17 protein-coding genes and 4 tRNA genes are annotated in these 23,595 nt (G+C 60.6%); 2 read left to right on the top strand and 19 right to left on the bottom strand.

The genetic code is table 11. The features are described from left to right. Positions 1-85: 85 nt before the first annotated feature. From JFU58_RS23590 to leuC, 7 genes are all read right to left on the bottom strand, one after another. Positions 86-2,650 (bottom strand): FimV family protein, encoded by a 2,565-nt coding sequence (locus JFU58_RS23590; RefSeq protein ID WP_201142512.1) that lies wholly within the window; start codon positions 2,648-2,650, stop codon positions 86-88. Between the two features lie 160 nt (positions 2,651-2,810). Beyond that, entirely contained in the window at positions 2,811-3,821 is a 1,011-nt protein-coding gene (locus tag JFU58_RS23595; RefSeq protein ID WP_093199364.1) for an aspartate-semialdehyde dehydrogenase, read from the bottom strand. 246 nt (positions 3,822-4,067) lie between these two features. Continuing rightward, complete coding sequence (gene asd / locus JFU58_RS23600; protein ID WP_010175747.1) at positions 4,068-5,180, bottom strand: aspartate-semialdehyde dehydrogenase; 1,113 nt, start codon at positions 5,178-5,180, stop codon at positions 4,068-4,070. A gap of 64 nt (positions 5,181-5,244) precedes the next feature. Beyond that, complete coding sequence (gene leuB, locus JFU58_RS23605; protein ID WP_093199370.1) at positions 5,245-6,327, bottom strand: 3-isopropylmalate dehydrogenase; 1,083 nt, start codon at positions 6,325-6,327, stop codon at positions 5,245-5,247. A 53-nt stretch (positions 6,328-6,380) separates the two neighbouring features. Then, entirely contained in the window at positions 6,381-7,145 is a 765-nt protein-coding gene (locus JFU58_RS23610) for a class I SAM-dependent methyltransferase (RefSeq protein WP_008438756.1), read from the bottom strand. A 143-nt stretch (positions 7,146-7,288) separates the two neighbouring features. Beyond that, a complete protein-coding gene (gene leuD, locus JFU58_RS23615) occupies positions 7,289-7,933 on the bottom strand; it encodes a 3-isopropylmalate dehydratase small subunit (RefSeq protein WP_201142513.1) in 645 nt (214 codons plus the stop codon). Positions 7,934-7,943: 10 nt separating this feature from the next. After that, on the bottom strand, positions 7,944-9,362 hold the full coding sequence (gene leuC / locus JFU58_RS23620) for a 3-isopropylmalate dehydratase large subunit (protein ID WP_201142514.1): 1,419 nt from the start codon (positions 9,360-9,362) through the stop codon (positions 7,944-7,946). A gap of 145 nt (positions 9,363-9,507) precedes the next feature. On the opposite strand from leuC, the gene JFU58_RS23625 reads away from it, so the two are divergent. Then, complete coding sequence (locus JFU58_RS23625; RefSeq protein WP_017478796.1) at positions 9,508-10,398, top strand: LysR family transcriptional regulator; 891 nt, start codon at positions 9,508-9,510, stop codon at positions 10,396-10,398. Positions 10,399-10,461: 63 nt separating this feature from the next. Further along, positions 10,462-13,770: a bifunctional diguanylate cyclase/phosphodiesterase gene (locus JFU58_RS23630; protein WP_063031732.1), complete on the top strand. Its 3,309-nt coding sequence runs from the start codon at positions 10,462-10,464 to the stop codon at positions 13,768-13,770. On the opposite strand, the gene JFU58_RS23635 is transcribed toward JFU58_RS23630, so the two are convergent. The 12 genes from JFU58_RS23635 to gltX form a co-directional block, all read right to left on the bottom strand. Beyond that, on the bottom strand, positions 13,756-15,648 hold the full coding sequence (locus JFU58_RS23635; RefSeq protein ID WP_201142515.1) for a hypothetical protein: 1,893 nt from the start codon (positions 15,646-15,648) through the stop codon (positions 13,756-13,758). The genes JFU58_RS23630 and JFU58_RS23635 overlap by 15 nt on opposite strands. Positions 15,649-15,701: 53 nt before the next feature. After that, positions 15,702-16,649: a hypothetical protein gene (locus JFU58_RS23640; protein WP_063031736.1), complete on the bottom strand. Its 948-nt coding sequence runs from the start codon at positions 16,647-16,649 to the stop codon at positions 15,702-15,704. Positions 16,650-16,730: 81 nt separating this feature from the next. Further along, positions 16,731-17,753 (bottom strand): adhesin, encoded by a 1,023-nt coding sequence (locus tag JFU58_RS23645; RefSeq protein ID WP_201142516.1) that lies wholly within the window; start codon positions 17,751-17,753, stop codon positions 16,731-16,733. 542 nt (positions 17,754-18,295) lie between these two features. After that, positions 18,296-19,261, bottom strand: coding sequence for a tRNA dihydrouridine synthase (locus JFU58_RS23650; RefSeq protein ID WP_063031742.1), 966 nt, complete (start codon positions 19,259-19,261; stop codon positions 18,296-18,298). 40 nt (positions 19,262-19,301) lie between these two features. Next, positions 19,302-19,751, bottom strand: a complete 450-nt coding sequence (locus JFU58_RS23655) for an acyl-CoA thioesterase (protein WP_093199400.1) — start codon at positions 19,749-19,751, stop codon at positions 19,302-19,304. Positions 19,752-19,801: 50 nt separating this feature from the next. Beyond that, complete coding sequence (locus tag JFU58_RS23660) at positions 19,802-20,635, bottom strand: alpha/beta hydrolase (RefSeq protein ID WP_201142517.1); 834 nt, start codon at positions 20,633-20,635, stop codon at positions 19,802-19,804. 28 nt (positions 20,636-20,663) lie between these two features. Then, positions 20,664-21,203, bottom strand: a complete 540-nt coding sequence (locus JFU58_RS23665; RefSeq protein WP_017478788.1) for a TetR/AcrR family transcriptional regulator — start codon at positions 21,201-21,203, stop codon at positions 20,664-20,666. Positions 21,204-21,386: 183 nt separating this feature from the next. Next, positions 21,387-21,462 (bottom strand) — tRNA-Glu (locus tag JFU58_RS23670). Positions 21,463-21,542: 80 nt separating this feature from the next. Next, positions 21,543-21,618, bottom strand: a tRNA-Ala gene (locus JFU58_RS23675). A 50-nt stretch (positions 21,619-21,668) separates the two neighbouring features. After that, positions 21,669-21,744, bottom strand: a tRNA-Glu gene (locus tag JFU58_RS23680). Positions 21,745-21,823: 79 nt separating this feature from the next. After that, positions 21,824-21,899, bottom strand: a tRNA-Ala gene (locus tag JFU58_RS23685). A 147-nt stretch (positions 21,900-22,046) separates the two neighbouring features. Further along, positions 22,047-23,528 (bottom strand): glutamate--tRNA ligase, encoded by a 1,482-nt coding sequence (gltX, locus tag JFU58_RS23690; RefSeq protein ID WP_093199413.1) that lies wholly within the window; start codon positions 23,526-23,528, stop codon positions 22,047-22,049. Positions 23,529-23,595 lie beyond the last annotated feature (67 nt).

Here is a 23,595-nt window from a genome sequence, read left to right on the forward strand (position 1 = left end):
AGGCCGCGCGCCGGGGACGCCATGGGTTTGGTGCCTGGATGGCAAAACGGCAGCCCGAAGGCTGCCGTTGTATTTACCACGTATCTCAAGCCAGCCGGCTGAGCATTTCCTTGGCTTCGCCTTTCTGACCGTCGTCGCCTTCCTTGAGCACTTCGCCAAGGATGTCCCGCGCACCGTCGGCATCGCCCATGTCGATGTAGGCCTGGGCCAGGTCAAGCTTGGTTGCCACTTCATCGGTACCGGACAGGAAGTCGAATTCCGGCTCATCGCCCCCCAATGCCGCGTCTTCTTCGGTGAAGGACGGCTCGATCGGCGGATGCTCCAGGCTTTGCGACAGGCGATCCAGCTCGGCGTTGACGTCATCAAGCTTGGAGGCGAATGCATCTGGCTTGGCCGCGGCAGGCGCCTCGGGCTCGTCGGCCAGGGACAGGTCGAAATCTTCCGGCAGGTCCAGGTCGTCCAGGTCAGCCGGCGTCAGGGTCGGCGGCTCTACTGGTGGCTGGTCCTTCATCTGGTCTTCGAGACCGGAGAGGAAGTCGTCGTCGGACTGGGTCGAGGATGGCGGATCAAGCTGCAGGTCCAGGTCGAAGTCCGAGAGGTCCTCCTCGCTGGCCTTGGCCTCGGTCTGCTGTTGCAGCACCGACTCGAAGCTCAGGTCGTCCGCCTGCAGATTGACCACGGCCGGGGAAGCAGCTTCCAGATCGTCCAGGCTCAGGTCGAAGTCGGTGTCAAACGCGTCCGGCTCCGGCGCAGGTTCTGATGCTGGCGGCGCAGGTTCGTCCTTGAGCAGGTCCTTGACGTATTGGGCGTCGAGGGCGGCGGCGGCAACGGCAGCGCTGACGCCGGCCGCGAGCACGGCCATGGCCGGGAAGCGGCTTTTCAGCTGTTCAACCTGAGCGTGATTCTCACCATTGGCGACCAGTTGACGCTCCTGAGTGACAAACCCGTCCTTGTTGCCCTGCAAACCGTGGACTTCCATCAGCTTGAGCCGCAGGTCGCTGCGGGCAGGCTCTTGCTTGATTGCATCTTCCAGCACTTCAGCGGCCTGGTTCAGGTGGCCACGGTCGATGTGCGACTGGGCTTGCGCCAGGGCGTCGGCCGGGCGCTCCGCAGCAACAGGGGCGACGACCGGCGCGATCACCGGAGCAACCACTGCCGCCGGGGCTGGAGCTGGAGCTGGAGCTGGAGCCAGCTTGACGTTCGGCGGTGGTACATCAAGGCCTTCGAAACTGTCGGATGGCAGATCGTGATCAATGTTCGGCGCAAATTCCGGCTCTTCAGCCAGGGCCCGCGCCATGCGCAGGTGCTTCTCTTCTTCAAGGCGCGCGTTGCGATGACGCGCCCACAGCAGCAGAAGCAACAGCACCAGCAGGCCCGCCGCGCCACCGATCACGCCGAGCACGATCGGGTTGGTCAGCAGGTCGTTGAATTTGCCTTCGGTGCTGGCCGGCGCCGTGTCCGCCTTGACCGGCGTCTCGACCGGCGCAGCCACGGGGGTTGCTGCCGGGGTTGCCGCAGCCGGCGCCGCCGGTTGTGCAGCCACTTCAGCCGGCATCGCAGCCGTGGCAGCAGGCTGCGCCGCAGCACCACCCGGGGTCTGCAACTTGGCCAACTGGTTGTTCTTGAGCTCGATCAGCCGCTGCAGCTTGTCCAGCTGACTTTGCAGGTCAGCCATGCGGCTTTTCAGCTCTTCATTCTCGCGACGGGTCGAATCCAGGCTTTCCTGGGTCACCGCCAGCTTGTTGTTCAAGGCCCGGCTGTCGCCAGCACCACCCTTTACGCCTTTCTTGGCCGCTTCGGCCGAGACCAGGCTCAAGTTGTCCTTGGTGTTGGTCTGCGCAGGCGCGTTACCGGCCTGGGTACGCTTGGTGGCGTCGAGTTGCGCCTTGCCGGCGGGCTGATTACCGCCGCGACGCCCCTCGCGCCACGCCGCGTTTTGCGCAGTCACTTCAGCAATCGCCTGGGGCTGCGGCAGGCTGGTGCTTTGCCCCGAATCCGGCAAGCGCAGGACGTGGCCGGTTTTCATGCGGTTGATGTTGCCGTCGACAAAGGCATCAGGGTTCAGTGCCTGAATGGCCAGCATGGTTTGCTGCACCGAGGCACCATTACGGTTCTTCGCGGCGATTTCCCACAAGGTGTCGTGGGACGTTGTGGTGTGCTCCTTGGGCTTGCTGATCGCCGGAGCCGTCGCAGGCGCGCTCAAACGTGGCGCGGGCGCGGGTGCACTGGCAGCCGGGGTCGACTGGTCGAACTTGGCCGGGTCCAGCAATACGCTGTAGTCGCGCATCAGGCGGCCGTTGGGCCATTGCACCTGCAGCAGGAAACGCACATAGGAATCAGGCAACGGCTGGCTGGAGGTGACACGCACCACACTGCGGCCGTTCGGGTTGACCACCGGGGTAAACGTCAGGTCATTCAGGAACGCCTGGCGATCGACGCCCGCATCCACAAAGGCCTGGGACGAAGCGAGGCTGGGGGTGATCTCGGAGGCGGTCAGGCCACCGACGTCGAGCAATTCGATCTCCACCGACAGCGGCTGGTTCAGCTTCGACTTGAGGGTCATCTCCCCAAGCTGCAGTGCTTGCGCCATACCGGAGGACAGCGCCGAGGCGGCCGCTATTGCTAACACCAGTTTGCGAACTTGAACCATAGCCTCATCCTTTTTGAACACTCCCCGGCCTGCGAGAAGGGTGGTAACCGCTGCCATAAGGCATGGCGAGCCGATAGGTCACCGACGCGCAATCTTTCCAGCTTGGGGCCAAGCATAGCGCTTGGCTAGAATCAATCTACAAATTGCCGCCAAGTATCTTTTACACAAGGCCTTTTATCAACAACTGCGCCAGTTGTACGGCGTTCAGTGCGGCACCTTTGCGTACGTTATCTGACGTCAGCCACATATTTAGTTCCGCCGGATCATCAACACCGGCGCGCACCCGGCCAACGTAGACCACGTCTTGACCGACCGCATCGCCAACCGCCGTAGGGTAATCGCCCTCTTCTACCAGTTCGACACCCGGCGCCGAGTCCAGGGCAAGGTTGACGGCGGCAAGATCGACCGCTGCCCCCAATTGCAGTGACACAGTCAGGCTATCGCCAAAAAACACCGGGGCTTGAACGCAGGTTGCGGAAATCTTTAGCAACGGCATTTCCAGCACGGCGCGCAATTCGTGCACCAGGCGCTTTTCCAGGGCAGTGTGGCCTTGGGCGTCAGGCTTGCCGACCTGGGCCAGCAGGTTGAAGGCCATCTGCCGGTCGAAGAATTTTGGCTCCAACGGGCGCACGTTCAGCAACTCGGCGGTCTGCCGGGCAAGTTCGCTGACCGCTTCACGGCCTTGGGCGGAAACGGCGAGATTGGCCGTGACGCTGACGCGCTGGATATCCAGCACGCCGCGCAGTGGCGCCAGCACCACGGCCAGGGCGGTGGCCGACGGGCTTGGGCTGCTGACCTGGTACGGTTTTGTCAGGCCATCCAGGACGCGGGCATTGGCTTCCGGCACCACTTGCGGCGCCTGATCGGCCGGCAAGGCGCCAGACAGGTCGATCAGCGTGCAGCCGGCGGCGGTGGCGCGTGGAGCGAAACTCAAGGTGACCGCAGGGCCGGCAGCGAAGAACACCAGCTGGACTTTGCTGAAATCAAACTCATCGACTTCCCGTACCCGCACGTTCTTGCCCCGAAACGGCACCGAATGCCCGGCCGACTCGCTACTGGCCAACAGGTGCAGGTTGCCTACCGGGAAGTCCTGCTCTTCGAGGATCTGCACCAGGGTTTCGCCAACGGTGCCGGTAGCGCCGATCACGGCAATATCAAAGGTCTGGGTCATGGGGGCTGCCTCGGGCATTGCGGGGGAGCGGCACTTTACCGGGTGGCCGGGGGTGAGGCAATTGGCTGGGGCTTGTGGTGTGGCTGATGGCCTCTTCGCGAGCAAGCCCGCTCCCACATTCGACCGAGTTACTTCAGTTGAAATGCGATCAAATGTGGGAGCGGGCTTGCTCGCGAAAGGGCCCGAGAGAGCAATAAAAAACCCGCGCCTGTCACCAGAACGCGGGTTTCTTATTACCAGCAGCGATTACCGCTCCAGCAAGATCCGCAGCATGCGACGCAACGGCTCAGCCGCGCCCCACAGCAATTGGTCGCCGACGGTGAACGCGCCCAGGTACTGCGTCCCCATGTTCAGCTTGCGCAGACGGCCAACCGGCACATTCAGGGTACCGGTCACCTTGTTCGGGCTCAGTTCCTGGATACTGATATCGCGGTTGTTCGGCACCAGCTTGACCCAAGGGTTGTGCTGGCTGATCAGCCCTTCGATATCGGCGATCGGCACGTCTTTGTTCAGCTTGATGGTCAGCGCCTGGCTGTGGCAACGCATGGCGCCGATGCGCACGCAGATGCCGTCCACCGGGATCGGGCTCTTGAAGCGACCAAGGATCTTGTTGGTCTCGGCCTGGGCCTTCCACTCTTCACGGCTCTGGCCGTTAGGCAGTTCCTTGTCGATCCACGGGATCAGGCTACCGGCCAGTGGCACACCGAAGTTCTCGGTCGGGTAGGCCTCGCTGCGCATGGCTTCGGCCACACGGCGGTCAATGTCGAGGATCGCGCTGGCCGGGTCAGCCAGTTGATCGGCCACCGCCGCGTGGGTCGCGCCCATTTGCTTGATCAGTTCACGCATGTTCTGCGCGCCGGCACCGGAGGCCGCCTGATAGGTCATGGCGCTCATCCACTCCACCAGGCCGGCTTCGAACAAGCCGCCCAGGCCCATCAGCATCAGGCTGACGGTGCAGTTGCCGCCGATGTAGTTCTTGGTGCCTGCGTCCAGTTGCTGGTCGATCACCTTGCGGTTGACCGGGTCCAGGACGATGACCGCGTCATCCTGCATGCGCAGGCTGGAGGCGGCGTCGATCCAGTAACCCTGCCAGCCGGCTTCGCGCAGCTTGGGGAAGACTTCGCTGGTGTAGTCGCCGCCCTGGCAAGTCAGAATGACGTCGAGGGTCTTCAGTTCTTCAATGTTGTAGGCGTCCTTGAGCGGAGCAATGTCCTTGCCCACGGACGGCCCTTGACCACCTACATTGGAGGTAGTGAAAAACACCGGCTCAATAAGATCAAAATCCTGCTCTTCCAGCATCCGCTGCATGAGCACGGAACCGACCATACCGCGCCAACCGATCAGACCTACACGTTTCATCGCAACTACACCTTGTTCAAAAGTGGGCCGCCTTGCAGCAACATCTGCAAGCGGGCCCGAGAGATTACAGATTCCGCAGCGCGGCGACTACTGCGTCGCCCATTTCTTGCGTACCGACCTTGGTGCAACCCTGGGACCAGATGTCGCCGGTGCGCAGGCCTTGGTCCAGCACCAGGCTCACAGCCTTTTCGATGGCATCCGCCGCGTCGGTCAGGTTGAAGCTGTAACGCAGCATCATCGACACCGACAAAATGGTCGCCAACGGGTTCGCAATGCCCTGCCCTGCGATGTCCGGCGCAGAACCGTGGCACGGCTCGTACATGCCCTTGTTGTTGGCATCCAGGGACGCCGACGGCAGCATGCCAATGGAACCGGTGAGCATCGAGGCCTGGTCGGACAGGATGTCGCCAAACAGGTTGTCGGTGACGATCACGTCGAATTGCTTGGGTGCACGCACCAGTTGCATGGCGGCGTTGTCGACGTACATGTGGCTCAGCTCGACGTCCGGGTAGTCCTTGGCGACTTCCTCGACGATTTCACGCCACAGCTGGCTGGAGGCCAATACGTTGGCCTTGTCCACCGAGCAAACCTTCTTGCCACGCACGCGGGCCATGTCGAAACCGACACGGGCGATACGGCGGATTTCACTCTCGCTGTACGGCAGGGTGTCGTAGGCCTGACGCTCGCCATTCTCCAACTCGCGCACGCCCCGTGGCGAGCCGAAGTAGATACCGCCGGTCAGTTCGCGGACGATCAGGATGTCCAGCCCCGCGACGATTTCCGGCTTCAGGCTGGAAGCGTCCGCCAGTTGCGGGTAAAGGATCGCCGGGCGCAGGTTGCCGAACAGGCCCAGTTGCGCACGGATCTTCAGCAGGCCGCGCTCAGGGCGGATGTCACGTTCGATCTTGTCCCATTTCGGGCCACCCACGGCGCCCAGCAGCACGGCGTCAGCTGCGCGGGCACGGTCCAGGGTCTCGTCGGCCAGGGGCACGCCGTGTTTGTCGATGGCCGCGCCGCCGATCACGTCGTGGCTCAATTCGAAGCCCAGGCTGTACTTGCCGTTGGCCACTTCCAGGACTTTGACCGCTTCGGCCATGATTTCCGGACCAATGCCGTCGCCAGGGAGAATCAGAATCTGCTTGCTCATGCGTTCCTCATTTCATCAAGCGACCTGCCCAGGGGCAGGTCGGGAAAAATTAATCAGCGTTCGGCCCACACCACCAGCACGTCGGTGCTGAAGGTGCCGTCGGCTTGAATCTCGAAATAATCGCGCACTTCCTGGCCCATTGCCTTTTGCAACTCCAGGATCGCGGCACGCAATACCTCTGGGGTACGCATGCGCTCCACCCACGAGGTGTATTCCAGGCGCAGGCGCTGGCGGCTGCTGTTGCGTACATGCAAACCGGCTTCGCTGAGCTGGCGCATCCACTCGCCGGCGGAATAGTCGCGCACGTGGCTGGTGTCGCGCAGCACTTCGACGGTTTGCAGGTAAGTGTCCAACAGCGGGCTGCCCGGTGACAAGACGTCCACAAACGCGGCCACACCGCCCGGCTTGAGCACCCGACGCACTTCACGCAGGGCCAGGCCGAGGTCGCTCCAGTGGTGGGCCGAGTAGCGGCTGAACACGAAGTCGAACTCGCCATCGGCAAACGGCAGGCGCTCGGCGGCGCCGTGCACGGTGCGGATGTTACCCAGGCCACGGTCCACGGCAGCGGCGGCGACCACGTCGAGCATCTGCTGGGACAGGTCGTAGGCCACCACTTCTTTAACCAACGGTGCAACGTTGAAACTCACATGACCGGCGCCGCAACCCAGGTCCAGCAGTCGCGCAGCGCCCTGCCCGGCCAGTTCGGCCTGGAGCAGCGCGAATTCGGTGCCTTGAGCGTGAACTGCGCTGCTCAGGTAGGCCGAGGCCTGCTCGCCGAATTGTTTTTGCACGACTTGGGTGTGGGCGGTGCTGGTCATGATGGTGTCCTGGTTTTTGTGTTGCTGCTGGCCCTTTCGCGAGCAAGCCCGCTCCCCACATTCGACCGAGTTTCTTCAGTTGAAATGCAATCAAATGTGGGAGCGGGCTTGCTCGCGAAGGGGCCAGTCCGGTCTACATAGAATCAAGCGTCGCGAAACAACCAAGGCTGACTCGCCCGGTGCTTGGCCTCAAACGCTGCAATCGCATCGCCGTCCTGCAAGGTCAGGCCGATGTCGTCCAGGCCATTGATCAGGCAGTGTTTGCGGAAGGCGTCCACTTCAAAGTGATACACCTTGCCGTCCGGACGGGTCACGGTCTGCGCCGCCAGGTCGATGGTCAGCTGGTAGCCCACATCGGCTTCCACTTGCTGGAACAACTCGTCCACTTCGGCATCGCTCAAGATGATCGGCAGCAAGCCGTTCTTGAAGCTGTTGTTGAAGAAGATGTCGGCGTAGCTCGGCGCGATGATGCTGCGAAAGCCATATTCTTCCAGGGCCCACGGCGCGTGTTCACGGCTGGAGCCGCAACCGAAGTTTTCCCGGGCCAGCAACACGCTGGCGCCTTGGTAACGTTCGGCGTTGAGCACGAACTCCTTGTTCAACGGGCGCTTGGAGTTGTCCTGGTAGGCATAGCCCACGTCCAGGTAGCGCCACTCGTCGAACAGGTTCGGGCCGAAGCCGGTGCGCTTGATCGACTTCAAGAACTGCTTGGGAATGATCTGGTCAGTGTCCACGTTGGCACGGTCCAACGGCGCGACTAAACCGGTGTGTTGGGTAAAAGCTCTCATCGGGTATTCCTCAGATCAATTCGCGAACGTCGATGAAACGACCGTTGACGGCAGCCGCAGCAGCCATGGCCGGGCTGACGAGGTGGGTACGGCCACCGGCGCCCTGACGCCCTTCGAAATTACGGTTGGAGGTGGACGCGCAATGCTCGCCCGACTCCAAACGGTCCGGGTTCATTGCCAGGCACATGGAGCAGCCCGGCTCGCGCCATTCAAAACCGGCTTCGAGGAAGATCTTGTCGAGGCCTTCAGCTTCAGCCTGGGCTTTAACCAGACCCGAACCTGGCACCACGATCGCCTGCTTGATGGTCGAGGCGACTTTGCGGCCCTTGGCGATGACGGCCGCAGCGCGCAAGTCTTCGATCCGCGAGTTGGTGCAGGAGCCAATAAACACGCGATCCAGCTGGATGTCGGTGATCGCCTGGTTGGCTTTCAAACCCATGTACTTCAAGGCGCGCTCGATGGAACCGCGCTTGACCAGGTCGGTTTCCTTGGCCGGGTCCGGCACGTTCTGGTCAACGGCCAACACCATTTCCGGCGAAGTGCCCCAGCTGACCTGCGGCTTGATCTGGGCGGCGTCGAGGGTGACCACGGTGTCGAATACCGCGTCGGCGTCGGACACCAGGTCTTTCCAGGCTTCGACCGCCGCGTCCCAATCGGCGCCGCTTGGTGCGAATGGACGCCCCTTGACGTAGGCAATGGTCTTCTCGTCCGCCGCTACGATGCCCACGCGGGCACCGGCTTCGATGGACATGTTGCAGATGGTCATGCGGCCTTCGATGGACAGGTCGCGAATCGCGCTGCCGGCGAATTCGATGGCATGGCCGTTACCGCCGGCGGTGCCGATCTTGCCGATCACCGCGAGGACGATGTCTTTGGCAGTGACGCCGAAAGGCAATTCACCTTCCACCGACACCAGCATGTTCTTCATTTTCTTGGCAACGAGGCACTGGGTGGCGAAAACGTGCTCCACCTCGGAAGTGCCGATGCCGTGAGCCAAGGCACCAAACGCACCGTGGGTGGAGGTGTGGGAGTCACCGCAGACCACGGTCATGCCGGGCAAGGTGGCGCCCTGCTCCGGGCCGATCACGTGAACGATGCCTTGACGCACGTCATTCATCTTGAATTCGGTGATGCCATATTCGTCGCAGTAATCATCGAGGGTCTGCACCTGGAGGCGCGACACGGTGTCGACGATGGCGTCGATCCCGCCTTTACGCTCCGGGGTAGTCGGCACGTTGTGGTCCGGGGTGGCGATGATCGAGTCGACGCGCCAAGGCTTGCGCCCGGCCAGTCGCAGGCCTTCGAACGCTTGAGGCGAGGTCACTTCATGGATGATGTGACGGTCGATGTAGATCAGCGACGACCCATCATCGCGCCGTTTCACTTCATGGGAATCCCAAAGCTTGTCGTAAAGCGTTTTGCCGGCCATCACGCGGTCCTCATCAGGTGTTTCTATGCCCCGGGCCTTGAACGATTCAATAACCCTTTGGCTTGTGAGGCTGATGGTATGGCGCTACATTAAATAACTCAAATTCATATTTTTTATGCTTTGGATTACCAACTGGAATAGCACAATGGACCTGGCCAACCTCAATGCCTTTATCGCCATCGCCGAGACCGGCAGCTTCTCCGGTGCCGGCGAACGCCTGCACCTCACCCAACCCGCCATCAGCAAGCGCATCGCCGGCCTGGAGCAGCAATTAAAGGTGCGCCTGTTCGACCGGCTGGGGCGTGAAGTCGGCCTCACCGAAGCCGGGCGCGCATTACTACCGCGGGCTTATCAGATTCTCAACGTGCTGGACGACACCCGCCGCGCCCTGACCAACCTCACCGGCGAGGTCAGCGGGCGCCTCACTCTGGCCACCAGCCACCATATCGGCCTGCACCGCCTGCCGCCGGTACTGCGTACGTTTACCCGGGAATACCCGAACGTCGCCCTGGATATTCAGTTTCTCGATTCGGAAGTGGCCTACGAAGAAATCCTCCATGGCCGCGCCGAGGTGGCCGTGATCACCCTCGCGCCGGAGCCCCACACGCTGGTGCGGGCCACCCCGGTGTGGGACGACCCGCTGGATTTCGTGGTGGCACCGGAACACAGCCTGATCAGCAACGGCAGCGTCAACCTGGCGGATATCGCCCGGCACCCGGCGGTGTTTCCCGGGGGCAACACCTTTACCCACCACATCGTGCAGCGGCTGTTCGAGGCCCAGGGCCTGACGCCGAACATCGCCATGAGCACCAACTACCTGGAAACCATCAAGATGATGGTCTCCATCGGCCTGGCCTGGAGCGTGCTGCCCCGCACCATGCTCGATGATCAGGTGGCACGCATCGCTTTGCCGGGCATACAGCTCAGTCGCCAGCTAGGCTATATCGTGCACACCGAAAGGACGCTGTCGAACGCTGCGCGGGCTTTCATGAGCCTATTGGATGCACAGGTCGATCTGCCAGGGAATCAGGCTTGAATCGCCGTGGCCCCTAGACCGTGAACCCGCGCCGAACGCCCATTGAGCCAAGGCCCTTTGATAATGCGCAACCCCGTCGATACCGTGCCACCCCTGCCCCGCATCTACGCCCTGGACCCACAGGAGGCGGAACAGAGCTGGGACAGCGCGCCGCAACTGCTGGCGGCCCTCAATGCTGCCCGGCTGGGCGCCTGGAGCTGGGAAATCGATACCGGCCGAATCAGTTGGTCCCGAGGCACCCAGGCCCTGTTCGGCTTCGACCCGCGCCAGCCGCTGCCTGAAGACCTGGAGTACCTGGACCTGCTGGCCCCCGAGGACCGCGCCAAGGTAGTCCGGGCCTTTCATGCGGTGCTGGCCGGCGAGCCCGCTGTCCAAGCCATGCACCACCGTATCCAATGGCCCGATGGCAGCCTGCACTGGCTGGAAATCAATGGCAGCCTGCTACCGGACAAGGCCGGGCGTCGGCGAATGATCGGGGTAATCCGCGAGATCACCCACCAGCGCGAACGCGAACACGCCCTCAGCCACTCGGAAAAACGCTTCGCCACGCTGTTTCACCTGTGCCCGCTGATGGTTCTGCTGACCCGCCAGACGGACGGCCTGATCAGCGAAGCCAACCAGTATTTCGAGAGCCTGTTCGGCTGGCCGCTGGCCGATGCCATTGGCCGCAGCACATTGGAGCTGGGCCTCTGGGTACACCCCGAACAACGCGCGCATCTGGTCAAGGCTACCCAGCGCAAAGGCGCCCCCATCACCATGGAAGTGCAGTTTCGCGCCAGCAACGGGCAGATCCACGATGGCACCCTCAGCGCCCAGAAAGTCGAGCTGGACGGCGAGGACTACCTGATCAGCACCTTTCTCGACACCACTGAACGCAAAAATGCCGAACAAGCCCTCAAGGACAGCCAGGAACGCCTGGACCTGGCCCTCGACTCGGCACAACTGGGCACCTGGGACTGGCACATCCCCAGCGGCATGCTCTACGGCTCGGCCCGCGCCGCCCAGTTGCACGGGCTGGAACCCCAACCGTTTCACGAATCCTTCGAGGCGTTTTTTGAAGGCATGCCCACTGAAGAGCGCGAAAACATGCGCAACGCCTACCGCACCCTGCGCGAAGGCCCGGCGGGCAACTACCAACTGACCTATCGCGTGCAACTGGAAGACGGCAGCTCCCGCTACCTCGAAAGCCGCGCCCGCCTGTATCGTGATGACTTGGGCGTGCCCCTGCGCATGGCCGGCACGCTGCTCGACATCACCGACCAGGTCGAGCGCGAACTACGCCTGACTGCGTCGGAAGAAAAGTTCGCCAGCCTGTTTCTCGCCAGCCCCGACCCGATTTGCGTGACACGCCTGGAAACCGGCCAGTTTATCGAGATCAACCCGGCCTTCACCCAGACCTTCGGCTGGACCGCCGCCGAAGTGCTCAACAACAACGCCGAACAGATCGGCCTGTGGGATGAGCCCAGCAAGCGCCTGCAACGCATCGAGCAGGTGATTCGCGAACAGTCCCTGAGCAATGTGGCCATCACCGTTCATCACAAGAACGGCCAGATCCTTAACTGCATGATCTCCAGCCGCCTGATCCAGGTCAGCGATCAACCCTGCATCGTCACCACCTTGCGGGACATCACCCAGCAGCAACGCTCGGAAGCGGCGCTCAAGGCCAGTGAAGAGAAGTTCGCCAAGGCCTTTCACTCCAGCCCCGACGCGGTGTCGATCACCGAGCGCGATACCGGGCGCTATGTCGAGGTCAACGACGGCTTCTGCCGCTTGACCGGCTACCGCGCCGAAGAGGCGATCGGCCTGACGCTGTATCAGATCGGCATCTGGGCCGATGAAAACCAGCGCGCAGCTTTATTGGCCGAGCTGCAGATCAAGGGCCGCATTCATCACCTGGAAATGCTCTGGCACAACAAGCGCGGTGAAGTGCTGGCGGTTGAAGTGTCGGTGGAACCCATCACCCTCAATGAAACCCCGTGCCTGCTGCTGACCGCCCGGGACGTGAGCCTGCTGAAAAACGCCCAGGCGCAGATTCGCCACCTGGCCTATCACGACCCGCTGACCAACCTGCCCAACCGCGCCCTGCTGATGGACCGCCTGAGCCAGCAGATCGCCCTGCTCAAGCGCCACAACCTGCGGGGCGCCCTGCTGTTCCTCGACCTGGACCACTTCAAGCACATCAACGATTCCCTCGGCCACCCGGTGGGCGACACCGTGCTGAAAATCGTCACCGCACGCCTCGAAGCCAGCGTGCGCATGGAAGACACCGTGGCGCGCCTGGGCGGCGATGAGTTTGTGGTGCTGCTCAGCGGGCTGGAGGGTTCGCGTCAGCAGGTCAGTGCCCAGGTTTCGGAGTTGGCCGATACCCTGCGCGAACTGTTGTCCGAACCGATGTTCCTGGATGGCCAGCGCCTGCAAGTCACGCCGAGCATCGGCGTGGCGCTGATCCCCGATCACGGCTCAACCCCGGCGGATTTGCTCAAGCGCGCCGATATTGCGCTGTACCGGGCCAAGGACTCGGGGCGCAACACGATCCAGATGTTCCACAACAGCATGCAGAAAACCGCCAGTGAGCGACTGCGCATGGAAACCGACCTGCGCCTGGCCCTGTCCCGCGGTGAATTCAGCGTGCATTACCAGCCGCAAGTGGATGCCAGGGGCAACCGGATCGTCGGCGCTGAAGCCCTGGTGCGCTGGCAGCACCCGCAGCTCGGGGCGCAATCACCGACTGAATTTATCAAGGTGCTGGAAGACAGCGGGTTGATCCTGGAAGTGGGTACCTGGATCCTCGACGAAGCCTGCGGGACCTTTGCGCAATTGATCAGCGAGGGCCTGGTGGACCCGCTGAATTTCAGCCTGTGCGTCAACATCAGCCCCCGGCAGTTCCGCCAGAACGACTTTGTCGAGCGGGTGGAACGCAGCCTGCGTGAGCACCATCTGCCTTATACATTGCTGAAACTGGAAATCACCGAAGGCATCGTGATCCAGAATCTGGACGACACCATCAGCAAAATGCGCCGCCTGAAAAAGCTCGGCGTGAGTTTTGCGATGGATGATTTCGGCACCGGCTATTCATCGTTGACCTACCTCAAGCGCCTGCCGGTGGATGCGCTGAAGATCGACCAGTCGTTCGTGCGCGACGCCACCCATGACCCCAACGATGCGGAAATCATCCGCGCCATTGTGGCCATGGCCCGCAGCTTGAATCTGGCGGTGATCGCCGAGGGCGTGGAGACCCCGGAGCAACTGGCGTTCCTGCAGGGGCTGGGGTGTCATTTGTACCAGGGGTATCTGCATAGCCGACCGTTGCCGGTGGAGGGGTTCCGGCAGTTGCTGGTCCAGGCCGGGCCGCGGTCTCTAAACCAACTTTAGCGCGGTGCCATCTTCACGCATCCAGCCTGATGTCCGCAGTCGGGTTGGGGCCCCGTAATCATCTAACGCGCCATCAACCACGACCACGGAGTGCCGAAAGTTCGCCAGCGTCCCAATCACACCACCGGCCAACTCCTGCACGCTGCTCTGACGCGTAAAGGCGTACAACCCCAGACGCCGCAGCGCATCACCCGGGCTCTCGCCATCATTGAGCGTGCCCATGGCCGCCTCAAAACTCGCGGCGGCGCGAAACTCGTGATTCTCCATTTGTGCCCGCTTGGCACTGACGGCGTACAGGAAATTCGCGTCCTTGAGCAATCCGCTGTCAGCGCCCTTGAAATGTGAGCCTTCCCGGGCCTTTTTCAGCTCGTCATGGGTCAAGTGCACCGTACAGCCATCGCGCAGGGTCACGGTAAAACCGTCCCGTGTCGGGGTGATGCTTTTATAGATGCCTCGGGGATTTTGACCGTACTTCATCATCGCCGCCTTGATCGCGGACACCGTGACGCAATTCCCCTCGACCCCTTGATAGAACCCGCCCCAGATATCGGCAGGCTTGATACCCACCGGCACATCGGAGGTTGGCGAAACGACGGCGCTTGAATCAATCGGTAATCCGGCAGGTATCTCACCGGCGAGCATGTAGCCATACGACCTGGCGACAGGGGCTTTACTTCCAGCGCTGTGCTGTACGCCCTCCAGGACAAAGGCGCTCGAATAGCCAAAGGTATTGATCACCCCGGCAGCACCCCGCGCCTGCATCTTGTCGGCGGCAACCAAGCGCAAAAAGCCGATCATCCCAAGATCCTTCAAGACCCTGTAGGGCGTATCGCCTTTTAGCGCGCTTGATAAAGACCGTTCAAAGGAGTTGTCCGGGGCAGGATCAAAGCGCGTCAGTTGCCTGCGTTTTACATAGGCCGCCCACATGAAGTTGGCCTGGCTCACGGCCTCCCGGTCAGGCCCGGCGAACCGCGACGCTTGGCTCGCCTGTTTCAATTCCTGTTGGGAAAGGTGAATCGCAAAACCATCCTTCATCGTGATCTCATAGCCACCGCCTACCGGGGTGACGCTCTCAAGCATGTCCGTGAGACTTTGGCCAAACCTCAGCATGATCATCTTGATCACCGCGGCATGGCTGCTAACGTCGAACGACTCGCCAAACCTGGGTTCAACAGCATTAAAACCATTCAGGATGCCCGCGGGTTTCTCGGCGTGGTGTCTCGTCTGCCCGGCGTTGTCCAGCACGTAGACGTAAGGCCGGTCGGGGCGGTATTGACGGTCAAACCGATGCGCGACCCCATTACGGATCAACGAGGCGCCAAAGTCATGAGCTTCCATAACGCCAACGGCGTCCTTGCCGATTAGCTGGTGCGAAGGGAGCCGCCGCATAAACCGTTTCATCCCCATGCCTTTGAGCAGATTAAAGGCAGTCTCGCCCTGGAGAGACGCCGACAAGGCCGCATCAAAGTGGCGGTTGATACTGCTGTCAGCGCTGCACAATTGTTTGCGTTTGACAAAGACCGCCAGCGCAAAATTCGCATTCTCCATCGCGCCTGAATCACTGCCGACAAATCTCGCCGCTGCTGTGGTGCGGCGTAACTCATGCCCGGAAAGATGCAACGTGTAGCCGTCTTTCAGAGTGACAACGTAACCGTCGCCGACGCGCCTGACCTCGCTAAACATATCCACGGGGCGTGGGCCGAACGTGACCATCATCATCTTGATGACCGCCGAATGGCTGCTGGTATCAAAGTGTTCAGCAAACCTTCCCTCGGTAGAACTGAAGGCACTGACACTGTCGGCGGGCCTTTCTTCAGCTTCCTGCTCACCAGGGAAAACGTTGAGGCCGATATTCACGTTCAAAACATTCAAGGTCATGCCCCTCTAAAAAACCACCACATGCCGGGCCTGCTGTTAGCCCAGGAAGAACGTCAGACCAATGCGATGGCATCCCCGAAACGCGGCGGTCCTCCTTTCCTGCCGTAGAACTCCTCACATCCATCGACCACGGCCACCGAATGAGCACTCCTGTTGACCATCCCTATCAACGACTTATCCTGAAAGGCGCTTACCGATACTTTCTTCATGTGGCTGCGTAAGCCCAGTCGCAGGAAGCCTTCCCCAGCCACGCGCTCATCCTCACCATCGTTGAGGCTGTGTACGGCGGCATCAAAGCTCCTCGCTGCACGCCCATCGTTGTTTTCCATTTGTGCCCGTTTGGCACTGACAGCAAACAGAAAGTGCGCGTCCTTGAGCATGCCGGGATCACGCATCGGGACAAACTTTGAACCCCTTATCGCAGTGGCCAATTCATGTTTTTTCAAGTCCAGCCTGAATCCGTCCCGCATCACGACGTGATAACCGTCACCTACGGCTTGAACAGACCTGAAAATATCGGTCGGGCTCTGCCCGAACTTCATCATCGCCGCCTTGATCGCCGAAATGGTCACGCAATTGCCGTCGGGCCCTTGGCGAAATCCATTCCATATATTGTCGGGCTTGGCGCCATTGCGCTTATCCGACAGATCAGGAAGCCGCTGTGGCGTTGGAGCAGGTAGTGGTGCGTCCGGCTTGGGCACCACAGTGGTTTGGGGCGCAGGCGTTACCCGAGTCGGAACGATGTTCGTCTGCTCCTTGCCTGTGAGCAGACTTTGCAACTGCGTAAAAAACTGGGTGAACAGTTCAAGGAGCTTCGCTAATACCGGGGCGTCGCTGACTGTATTACCAACGCTACCTTGACCTTTATTACCGAGTGATGAGGGTGGCTGCCTATCTACGCTTACTTGCTCAACCGGAACCGATCGCCGTGGTGTGCAGGTTTCCAGGTGTTGGTAATAGTTGCCGAGCTTTCCCGCATTGTTAATTTCTGAACACGACATATAACTATCCTTCTCCAAGGGCTCCCCGGCGTTTATTGACCGGGAAGCGCTTTATTGAAAAAACCAGAGGAAGTCGCTGACTTACCTGCTCATTCGGCGACCAGGATGGGAACGCCAGTCGTTGTCATAAACCCGGCGCCGGCCTGTGGTTTCCAGCAAGAAATCATCCTTGGCCGGGCCGGGTGCGGTAACGTCCGACGTCGGTGTATCTGGCGTCGGCAGGATTGGCGCGTCCGGGCTCGGTGGGACGAGGGCGCCTGGCGTCGGCGGGACCGGTGCGTCTGGATTCGGCGAGACCGGCGCGTCTGGCTTCGGCGAGACGAGTACCGTCGGTGCATTGGGCTTCGGCGGGACGGGGGCGCGTGGATTCGGTACATCCGGGTGAGGGCAATGGCAGTTCATCACTTGGACCGTGACGTTTACATCGGAATTGCTCCTGTTGTTCACTTGCACGTCTTTGGGCAACGCGGGTTCCCGCAAGCGGAATTCCGTCAATGTCTGGGGCTTTGGCGTTACGGTGAGCGTGGAATTCGGGACCGCTGGATTGTTTGCCGGCGTGTCTTTCTGCGTAGACACCTCAGGATTAGTCCCGGCCTTGTCCTTGAGTACCGTCTTCAGCACTTCCGGTTGAGTCCCGGCCTTGTCCTTGAGTACCGTCTTCAGTACTTCCGGTTGAGTCCCGGCCTTGTCCTTGAGTGCCGTGTTCAGCACTTCCGGTTGAGTCCCGGCCTTGTCCTTGAGTGCCGTATTCAGCACAGTGGCATGACTGCCAGCCTTATCCTTGACCTGGGCATCGCCCTCTCTCTCGGGTTTAGGCTGTGGACCTGCATCGGGTATCAACCTGGGCATCCCACCCTGACCGGACAGCATGTTCCGTATAGCCTTAAAGGCATACTCAAACATCTCGAACAACTTCTCGAGTGCATCTTTATTTAAGGTAACTGTTCCGTCCGACCCAACGGCGGGATTGTTTTTCAATAATGTACCGGCTGTAGGTGCCGGCTTTTCACCCGCACTCTTATCGACAGACCCTGGCAGCTCCGTACTCGGCTGATTGAAGTCATTATTCAAGCGAGAGAAGTTATTGACCGAAAAATGAGACATAAATAAATCCTTATTCAGTGATTGCCAAAACACCGTCAGCGGCCTGGAACAAACCGTCCGGGTTCTGGACTGGAAACAAACCCAAGTGCTGCACACTCGCTACTTTCGTGGGTGTTGCGGGCATCGGGTTCCGAAAGTCGGCCTTCACATAAGGAAATCAAATGAAAATCGAGACGTTATCCTATGGACTTTCCGCAATGCATCGTGCTTTACCGGTCTTCGCAGTGGGCAAAACAGATATATCAGGCAACAGTCAGGTATTAAGGCAAATTGCTGAAATCACTCACTCACACAAACCCATCTAGCCTGTGTTATTGCGCGCGCTCTAATACCCAAACTAGTAAAAATTCAAAATATCACCATCCAGCCAAGCAAGACTCTGTAGCAAACAAGAAGCTCGCTCACATATATAAAGCAACTAAAAATCGACACAGCAACCCAACAGCGACCTTTCTTCTCACGGCACAACGCTTTATTACACGCAAAAAAAGGGCGCCCATGGCGCCCTCGATGACTGGATTGAAACGTTTATATATATGAACTTAATTTTGCAACGCCACCGAATCAGGTACTCCCAACAATCGTCCTACCTGCTCCAGGTCGGTTTCCCGACGCATCTGCGTAAATAGTTCGACCGCCTCAGGATAGTTGCGGGTCAACATGGCCAGCCATTGCTTCAAGCGTCCCGGCGCCTGGCGCTCGGTCAATTGCTCGACGGATTGCCGCCAGAACTCGTGAAGCATTGGCTGCATCTGTGCCCAAGTCATCTCTATCACCTCTTCCCCTGCTCGCGCGGCAGCAATCTGCCGGGCAAGGTCGGGGCGGGCCACCAGGCCGCGACCGAGCATGATGTCTTCGACGCCGCTGATTTCACGGCAACGTCGCCAGTCTTCAACGCTCCAGATATCACCGTTGGCGAACACCGGCACCTTCACCACCTCCTGTACGCGCGGGATCCACTCCCAATGCGCAGGGGGTTTGTAGCCGTCAACCTTGGTGCGTGCGTGTACGACGATATGCGCCGCGCCGCCTTCGGCCAGGGCCGTGGCGCACACCAGGGCACCATCCGGGCTGTCGAAGCCCAGGCGCATCTTGGCAGTGACCGGAATGTGCGCCGGTACCGCACGTCGTACGTGCTCGACGATCTGGTTGAGCAGTTCCGGCTCCTTGAGCAATACCGCACCGCCACGGGACTTATTGACGGTTTTGGCCGGGCAACCGAAGTTCAGGTCAACCACCTGCGAGCCCAGCTCACACGCCAGGGCCGCGTTTTCCGCCAGGCACACCGGGTCTGAACCGAGTAACTGCACACGCAGAGGCACGCCGGCAGCGGTCTTGGCACCGTGCAGCAACTCAGGGGCGAGTTTGTGGAAATAGGCAGGCGTCAGCAGGCGGTCGTTAACCCGGATGAACTCGGTCACGCACCAATCAATACCGCCGACCCGGGTCAGCACGTCCCGCAGGATGTTGTCGACCAACCCCTCCATGGGCGCCAAAGCAATTTGCATGGAAAACACTCAACGAAAAACGTGGCGCAGTTTACGGGTTTCAGGCGCCGGAGGGTAACTCGCCTTGCAGCGCCGGGCCGTAACCTTCAATAAATTCCGACGGCATGCGCTTGGGCTTGCCGCTGGACAACTCGATGCAGACAAAGGTGGTTTGCGCCCGCAGCAACGTGGCGCCGTCACGGGGCCGTACCAGTTGGAAGCGCCGGGTCATTTTCAGGCGCTGGTCCCAGTCGACGATCCAGGTCGCCAATTGCAGCTCATCGCCTTCGTAGCCGGCGGCGAGGTAATCGATCTCATGGCGCACCACGGCCATGGCGCGGTCCAGTCGGCGGTACTCGGTAAGGTCCAGCCCCAGGCGCTGGGAATGGCGCCATGCGCAGCGTTCCAGCCAGGACACATAGACCGCGTTGTTGGCGTGCCCCAGGCCGTCGATGTCTTCGGCACCGACCTGAAGATCGATGATAAACGGCGTTGCCAAATCCCAGCCCATGCAGTGCTCCCGGTCGATTAATGTCGGCGGCGAGCAGTGTAACCCATGGTTCAGGCGGTTTGGCGCTCCGGCACGTGGCGGCCGGCGAGCAGCGCCAGGACGCCTTCGATCACGCGCGGATCTGCCAGCACCTTCTGGTGCCCGCCTTGCTCCAGGCGCAGCAGGCGGCTGTCGAACCAGGCGTCGTGGATGACCTGGCAGGCTTTGACCGAGACAAAGGTATCGTCTTCGGCATGCACGATCAGCCCCGGGATATTCATTTGATAGTGGGCGACGTCGAGGTGCTTGAGGGGCATGCCCATCGTCAGTTCCACCTCCTGGATAAACGCCGACCGCGCTCGCGCTGGCAAACCGACCATACCGGCAAAGCCCCGCAATACGTCGAGAAACCGCGAGGGCGCCGCGATGCTGACCAACGCCTCGGTGCGCAAGCCCAACTGCACCGCCAGCATCGCACTGGCACCGCCCATGGAGTGACCGACGACCGCATGCAGCGGTGGCAGCTCGGCCGCGGCTTCCAGCATGGCGCGAGCGAACAGCAGCACATGGGCTTCGCGCCCCGGCGAACGCCCGTGGGCCGGGCCGTCCAGAGCAATCACCGAATACCCCGCCTCCACCAATGCCGTGATCAGGCTGGCAAACTGCGTTGGGCGCCCTTCCCAGCCGTGCATCAACAGCACCGCAGGGCCTTGGCCCCATTTCAGCGCCGACAGGCCAAAACGCAAGGTGATGCGCTCGGATTGCGCCAGCAGCGGCAGCTCCCAGTCACGGGGCGGCAGATCCCGGGGCGTCATGAACACCCGACGCATCTTGCTGGCAACAGTGTGCGGCGCCAGCCGGCCCAAGGTGCCATTGACGCCACGAATCCATTTCAACGTGTCCATCGCTCATCCCTCAGGCCAGAAGCCGTTCTTAACGCACTGCAGACTTGGCCGCACGCAACACACGATCAGATAACTCACCTGGGCCCAGGGCGCGGGCCAGCGACAAGCCGCCGATCATCAGCGCCATGTCGGCCAGGGCCTTGTCGGTGTCTTCCGGGCTGGCGGCCAGCTGTGCGGCCATCAGCTCGCAGTGTTCATTCAAGGCTTGGCGAAATTCGTCCGGCAGGCGGCTCATCTCGCCCACGGTGGCCGGGATCGGGCACGCCTGGGCAGTGGAATCACGGTGCTTGCGCGACAGGTAGAACGCCGCCACCAGGGCACGGCGCTCCTCACCGGTCAAGGTCGAGTCCATGTCATCGATGGACGCGCGACGCCGGGCCAACAACGCGGTGAAGGCCTCCAGCATCAGCGCATCCTTGCTTTCAAAGTGCGCGTAGAAACCACCGACGGTGAGCCCCGCCGCGCCCATCACTTCGCCCACACTCGGCTCGGCCGGGCCACGCTGCACCAGGGCAGCGCTGGCAGCTTGCAGAATACGTTCGCGGGTTTGCGCTTTTTTATCGTTCATCGTTGCCTCCGAATCTCATGCTTCGAATATTATTACCATAATAATATTTCGCAAGCCACCGGCATGACCATTGGTCAGAAGAACATTCAAGGAAGAGGAAGGAAGATTGGCCAAACGCCAGACAAACAAAAGGGCCATTCAATAATTGAATGACCCTTAAAAATCCCGCAGAGCGGGTAATCGTGGCGTCCCCTAGGGGACTCGAACCCCTGTTACCGCCGTGAAAGGGCGGTGTCCTAGGCCACTAGACGAAGGGGACACAAACCTTCTGTACAACTGATCAGCGCTGAGTACTGATCGAATTCAAGGACGGTGTGGCCAGACCTCGAACCTGTAAATTGGTGGAGCTAAACGGGATCGAACCGTTGACCTCTTGCATGCCATGCAAGCGCTCTCCCAGCTGAGCTATAGCCCCGGATTTTTCGCCTCGCGGCGCAGCAGACCTTTCGAACTGCTTGTTGAAACTGGCGTCCCCTAGGGGACTCGAACCCCTGTTACCGCCGTGAAAGGGCGGTGTCCTAGGCCACTAGACGAAGGGGACACAAACCTTCTATACAACGTGATCAGGCTGAGTCTGATCGAATTCAAGGACGGTGTGGCCAGACCTTGAACCTGTAAATTGGTGGAGCTAAACGGGATCGAACCGTTGACCTCTTGCATGCCATGCAAGCGCTCTCCCAGCTGAGCTATAGCCCCTCGTCGGTGAGGACGGGGCGAATCTTAATGGCGTATTCGAAACGTGTCAAATTTATTTTCAACAATTTTCAAAATTTTTTGCCGAGATAACAATCACTTACCGAGCAAACCCCGGAAAACCGGGGTTTGGCCATTACAACCGCGGGCTTAAGCGATAGCGCCCAGCAGCTTTTCCCATTCCTTGTTTTCTTTCTTCGACACACCACCAAGCAAATCAAGGGCTTGGCGCAGACGGAAACGGGTAAGGTCCGGGCCCAGAATTTCCATCGCATCGAGTACCGACACCGAACTCGCCTGTCCGGTGATCGCGGCAAACATCAACGGCATCGCATCGCGCAGTTTCAATTCCAAGGATTCAACCACCGCCTGGATAGTCGCGGTGATTGCATCCTTCTCCCACTGACGCAGGCTTTCGAGCTTCCACAGGATCAACTGCATCAACTGGCGAACCTGGTCAGCCGAGAGCTTCTTCGACTCAAACAGCTTCACATCCGGGTTCACGCCACCGGCAAAGAAGAAGCTCGCCAACGGTGCGACCTGGCTGAACGTCTCCACCCTGCCCTGCACCAGCGGCGCGATCTTCATCATGTACTCGGGGTTCAACGCCCACTGCTGCACGCGGCTGGCGAACTCTTCCACCGGCAGGTCACGCAGCCACTGGCCGTTGAGCCACGACAGCTTCTCGATGTCGAAGATCGGCCCGCCCAGGGACACACGAGACAAGTCGAAGTTATCGACCATTTCCTGCAACGAGAACTTCTCGCGCTCGTCCGGCATCGACCAGCCCATGCGGCCCAGGTAGTTGAGCATCGCCTCAGGCATAAAGCCCATGCGCTCGTAGAAGGTCACCGAAGTCGGGTTCTTGCGCTTGGACAGCTTGCTCTTGTCCGGGTTACGCAGCAGCGGCATGTAGCACAGCTGCGGTTGTTCCCAGCCGAAGTACTCGTAGAGCAGGATCAGTTTCGGCGCCGATGGCAGCCACTCTTCACCACGCAGTACGTGAGTGATGCCCATCAGGTGGTCGTCCACCACGTTGGCCAGGAAGTACGTCGGCAGGCCGTCGGTCTTCATCAGCACTTGCATGTCCATGCGGTCCCACGGGATCTCGACGTCGCCACGCAGCATGTCCGGCACCACGCACACGCCTTCGCTCGGTACCTTCATGCGGATAACGTGCGGCTCGCCGGCGGCCAGGCGCTGGGCCACTTCTTCCTTCGACAGCAGCAGTGCGCGGCCGTCATAGCGCGGGGTTTCGCCACGGGCCTGTTGCTCGGCGCGCATCTGGTCCAGCTCTTCGGCAGTGCAGAAGCACGGGAAAGCGTGGCCCATGTCGACCAACTGCTGGGTGTATTTTTTGTAGATGTCGCTGCGCTCGCTCTGGCGATACGGGCCGTGTGGGCCGCCGACATCCGGGCCTTCAGCCCAGGTAATGCCCAACCAGCGCAGGGCATCGAAAATCTGCTGTTCCGACTCACGGGTGGAGCGCAGTTGATCGGTGTCTTCGATCCGCAGGATGAATTCACCGCCATGCTGCTTGGCAAAGCAGTAGTTGAACAAGGCGATGTAAGCAGTACCTACGTGGGGATCCCCAGTAGGCGATGGCGCGATGCGCGTGCGGACGGTGGTCATGGCGGGTCTCGAATTGGCGATAAAACTGAAAATGAAACAAGGGGCGAATGGTAACAGCCCCAAGCCC

The sequence above is a fragment of the Pseudomonas sp. TH34 genome (genome assembly GCF_016650865.1).
GTDB classification, from domain to species: domain Bacteria; phylum Pseudomonadota; class Gammaproteobacteria; order Pseudomonadales; family Pseudomonadaceae; genus Aquipseudomonas; species Aquipseudomonas yamanorum.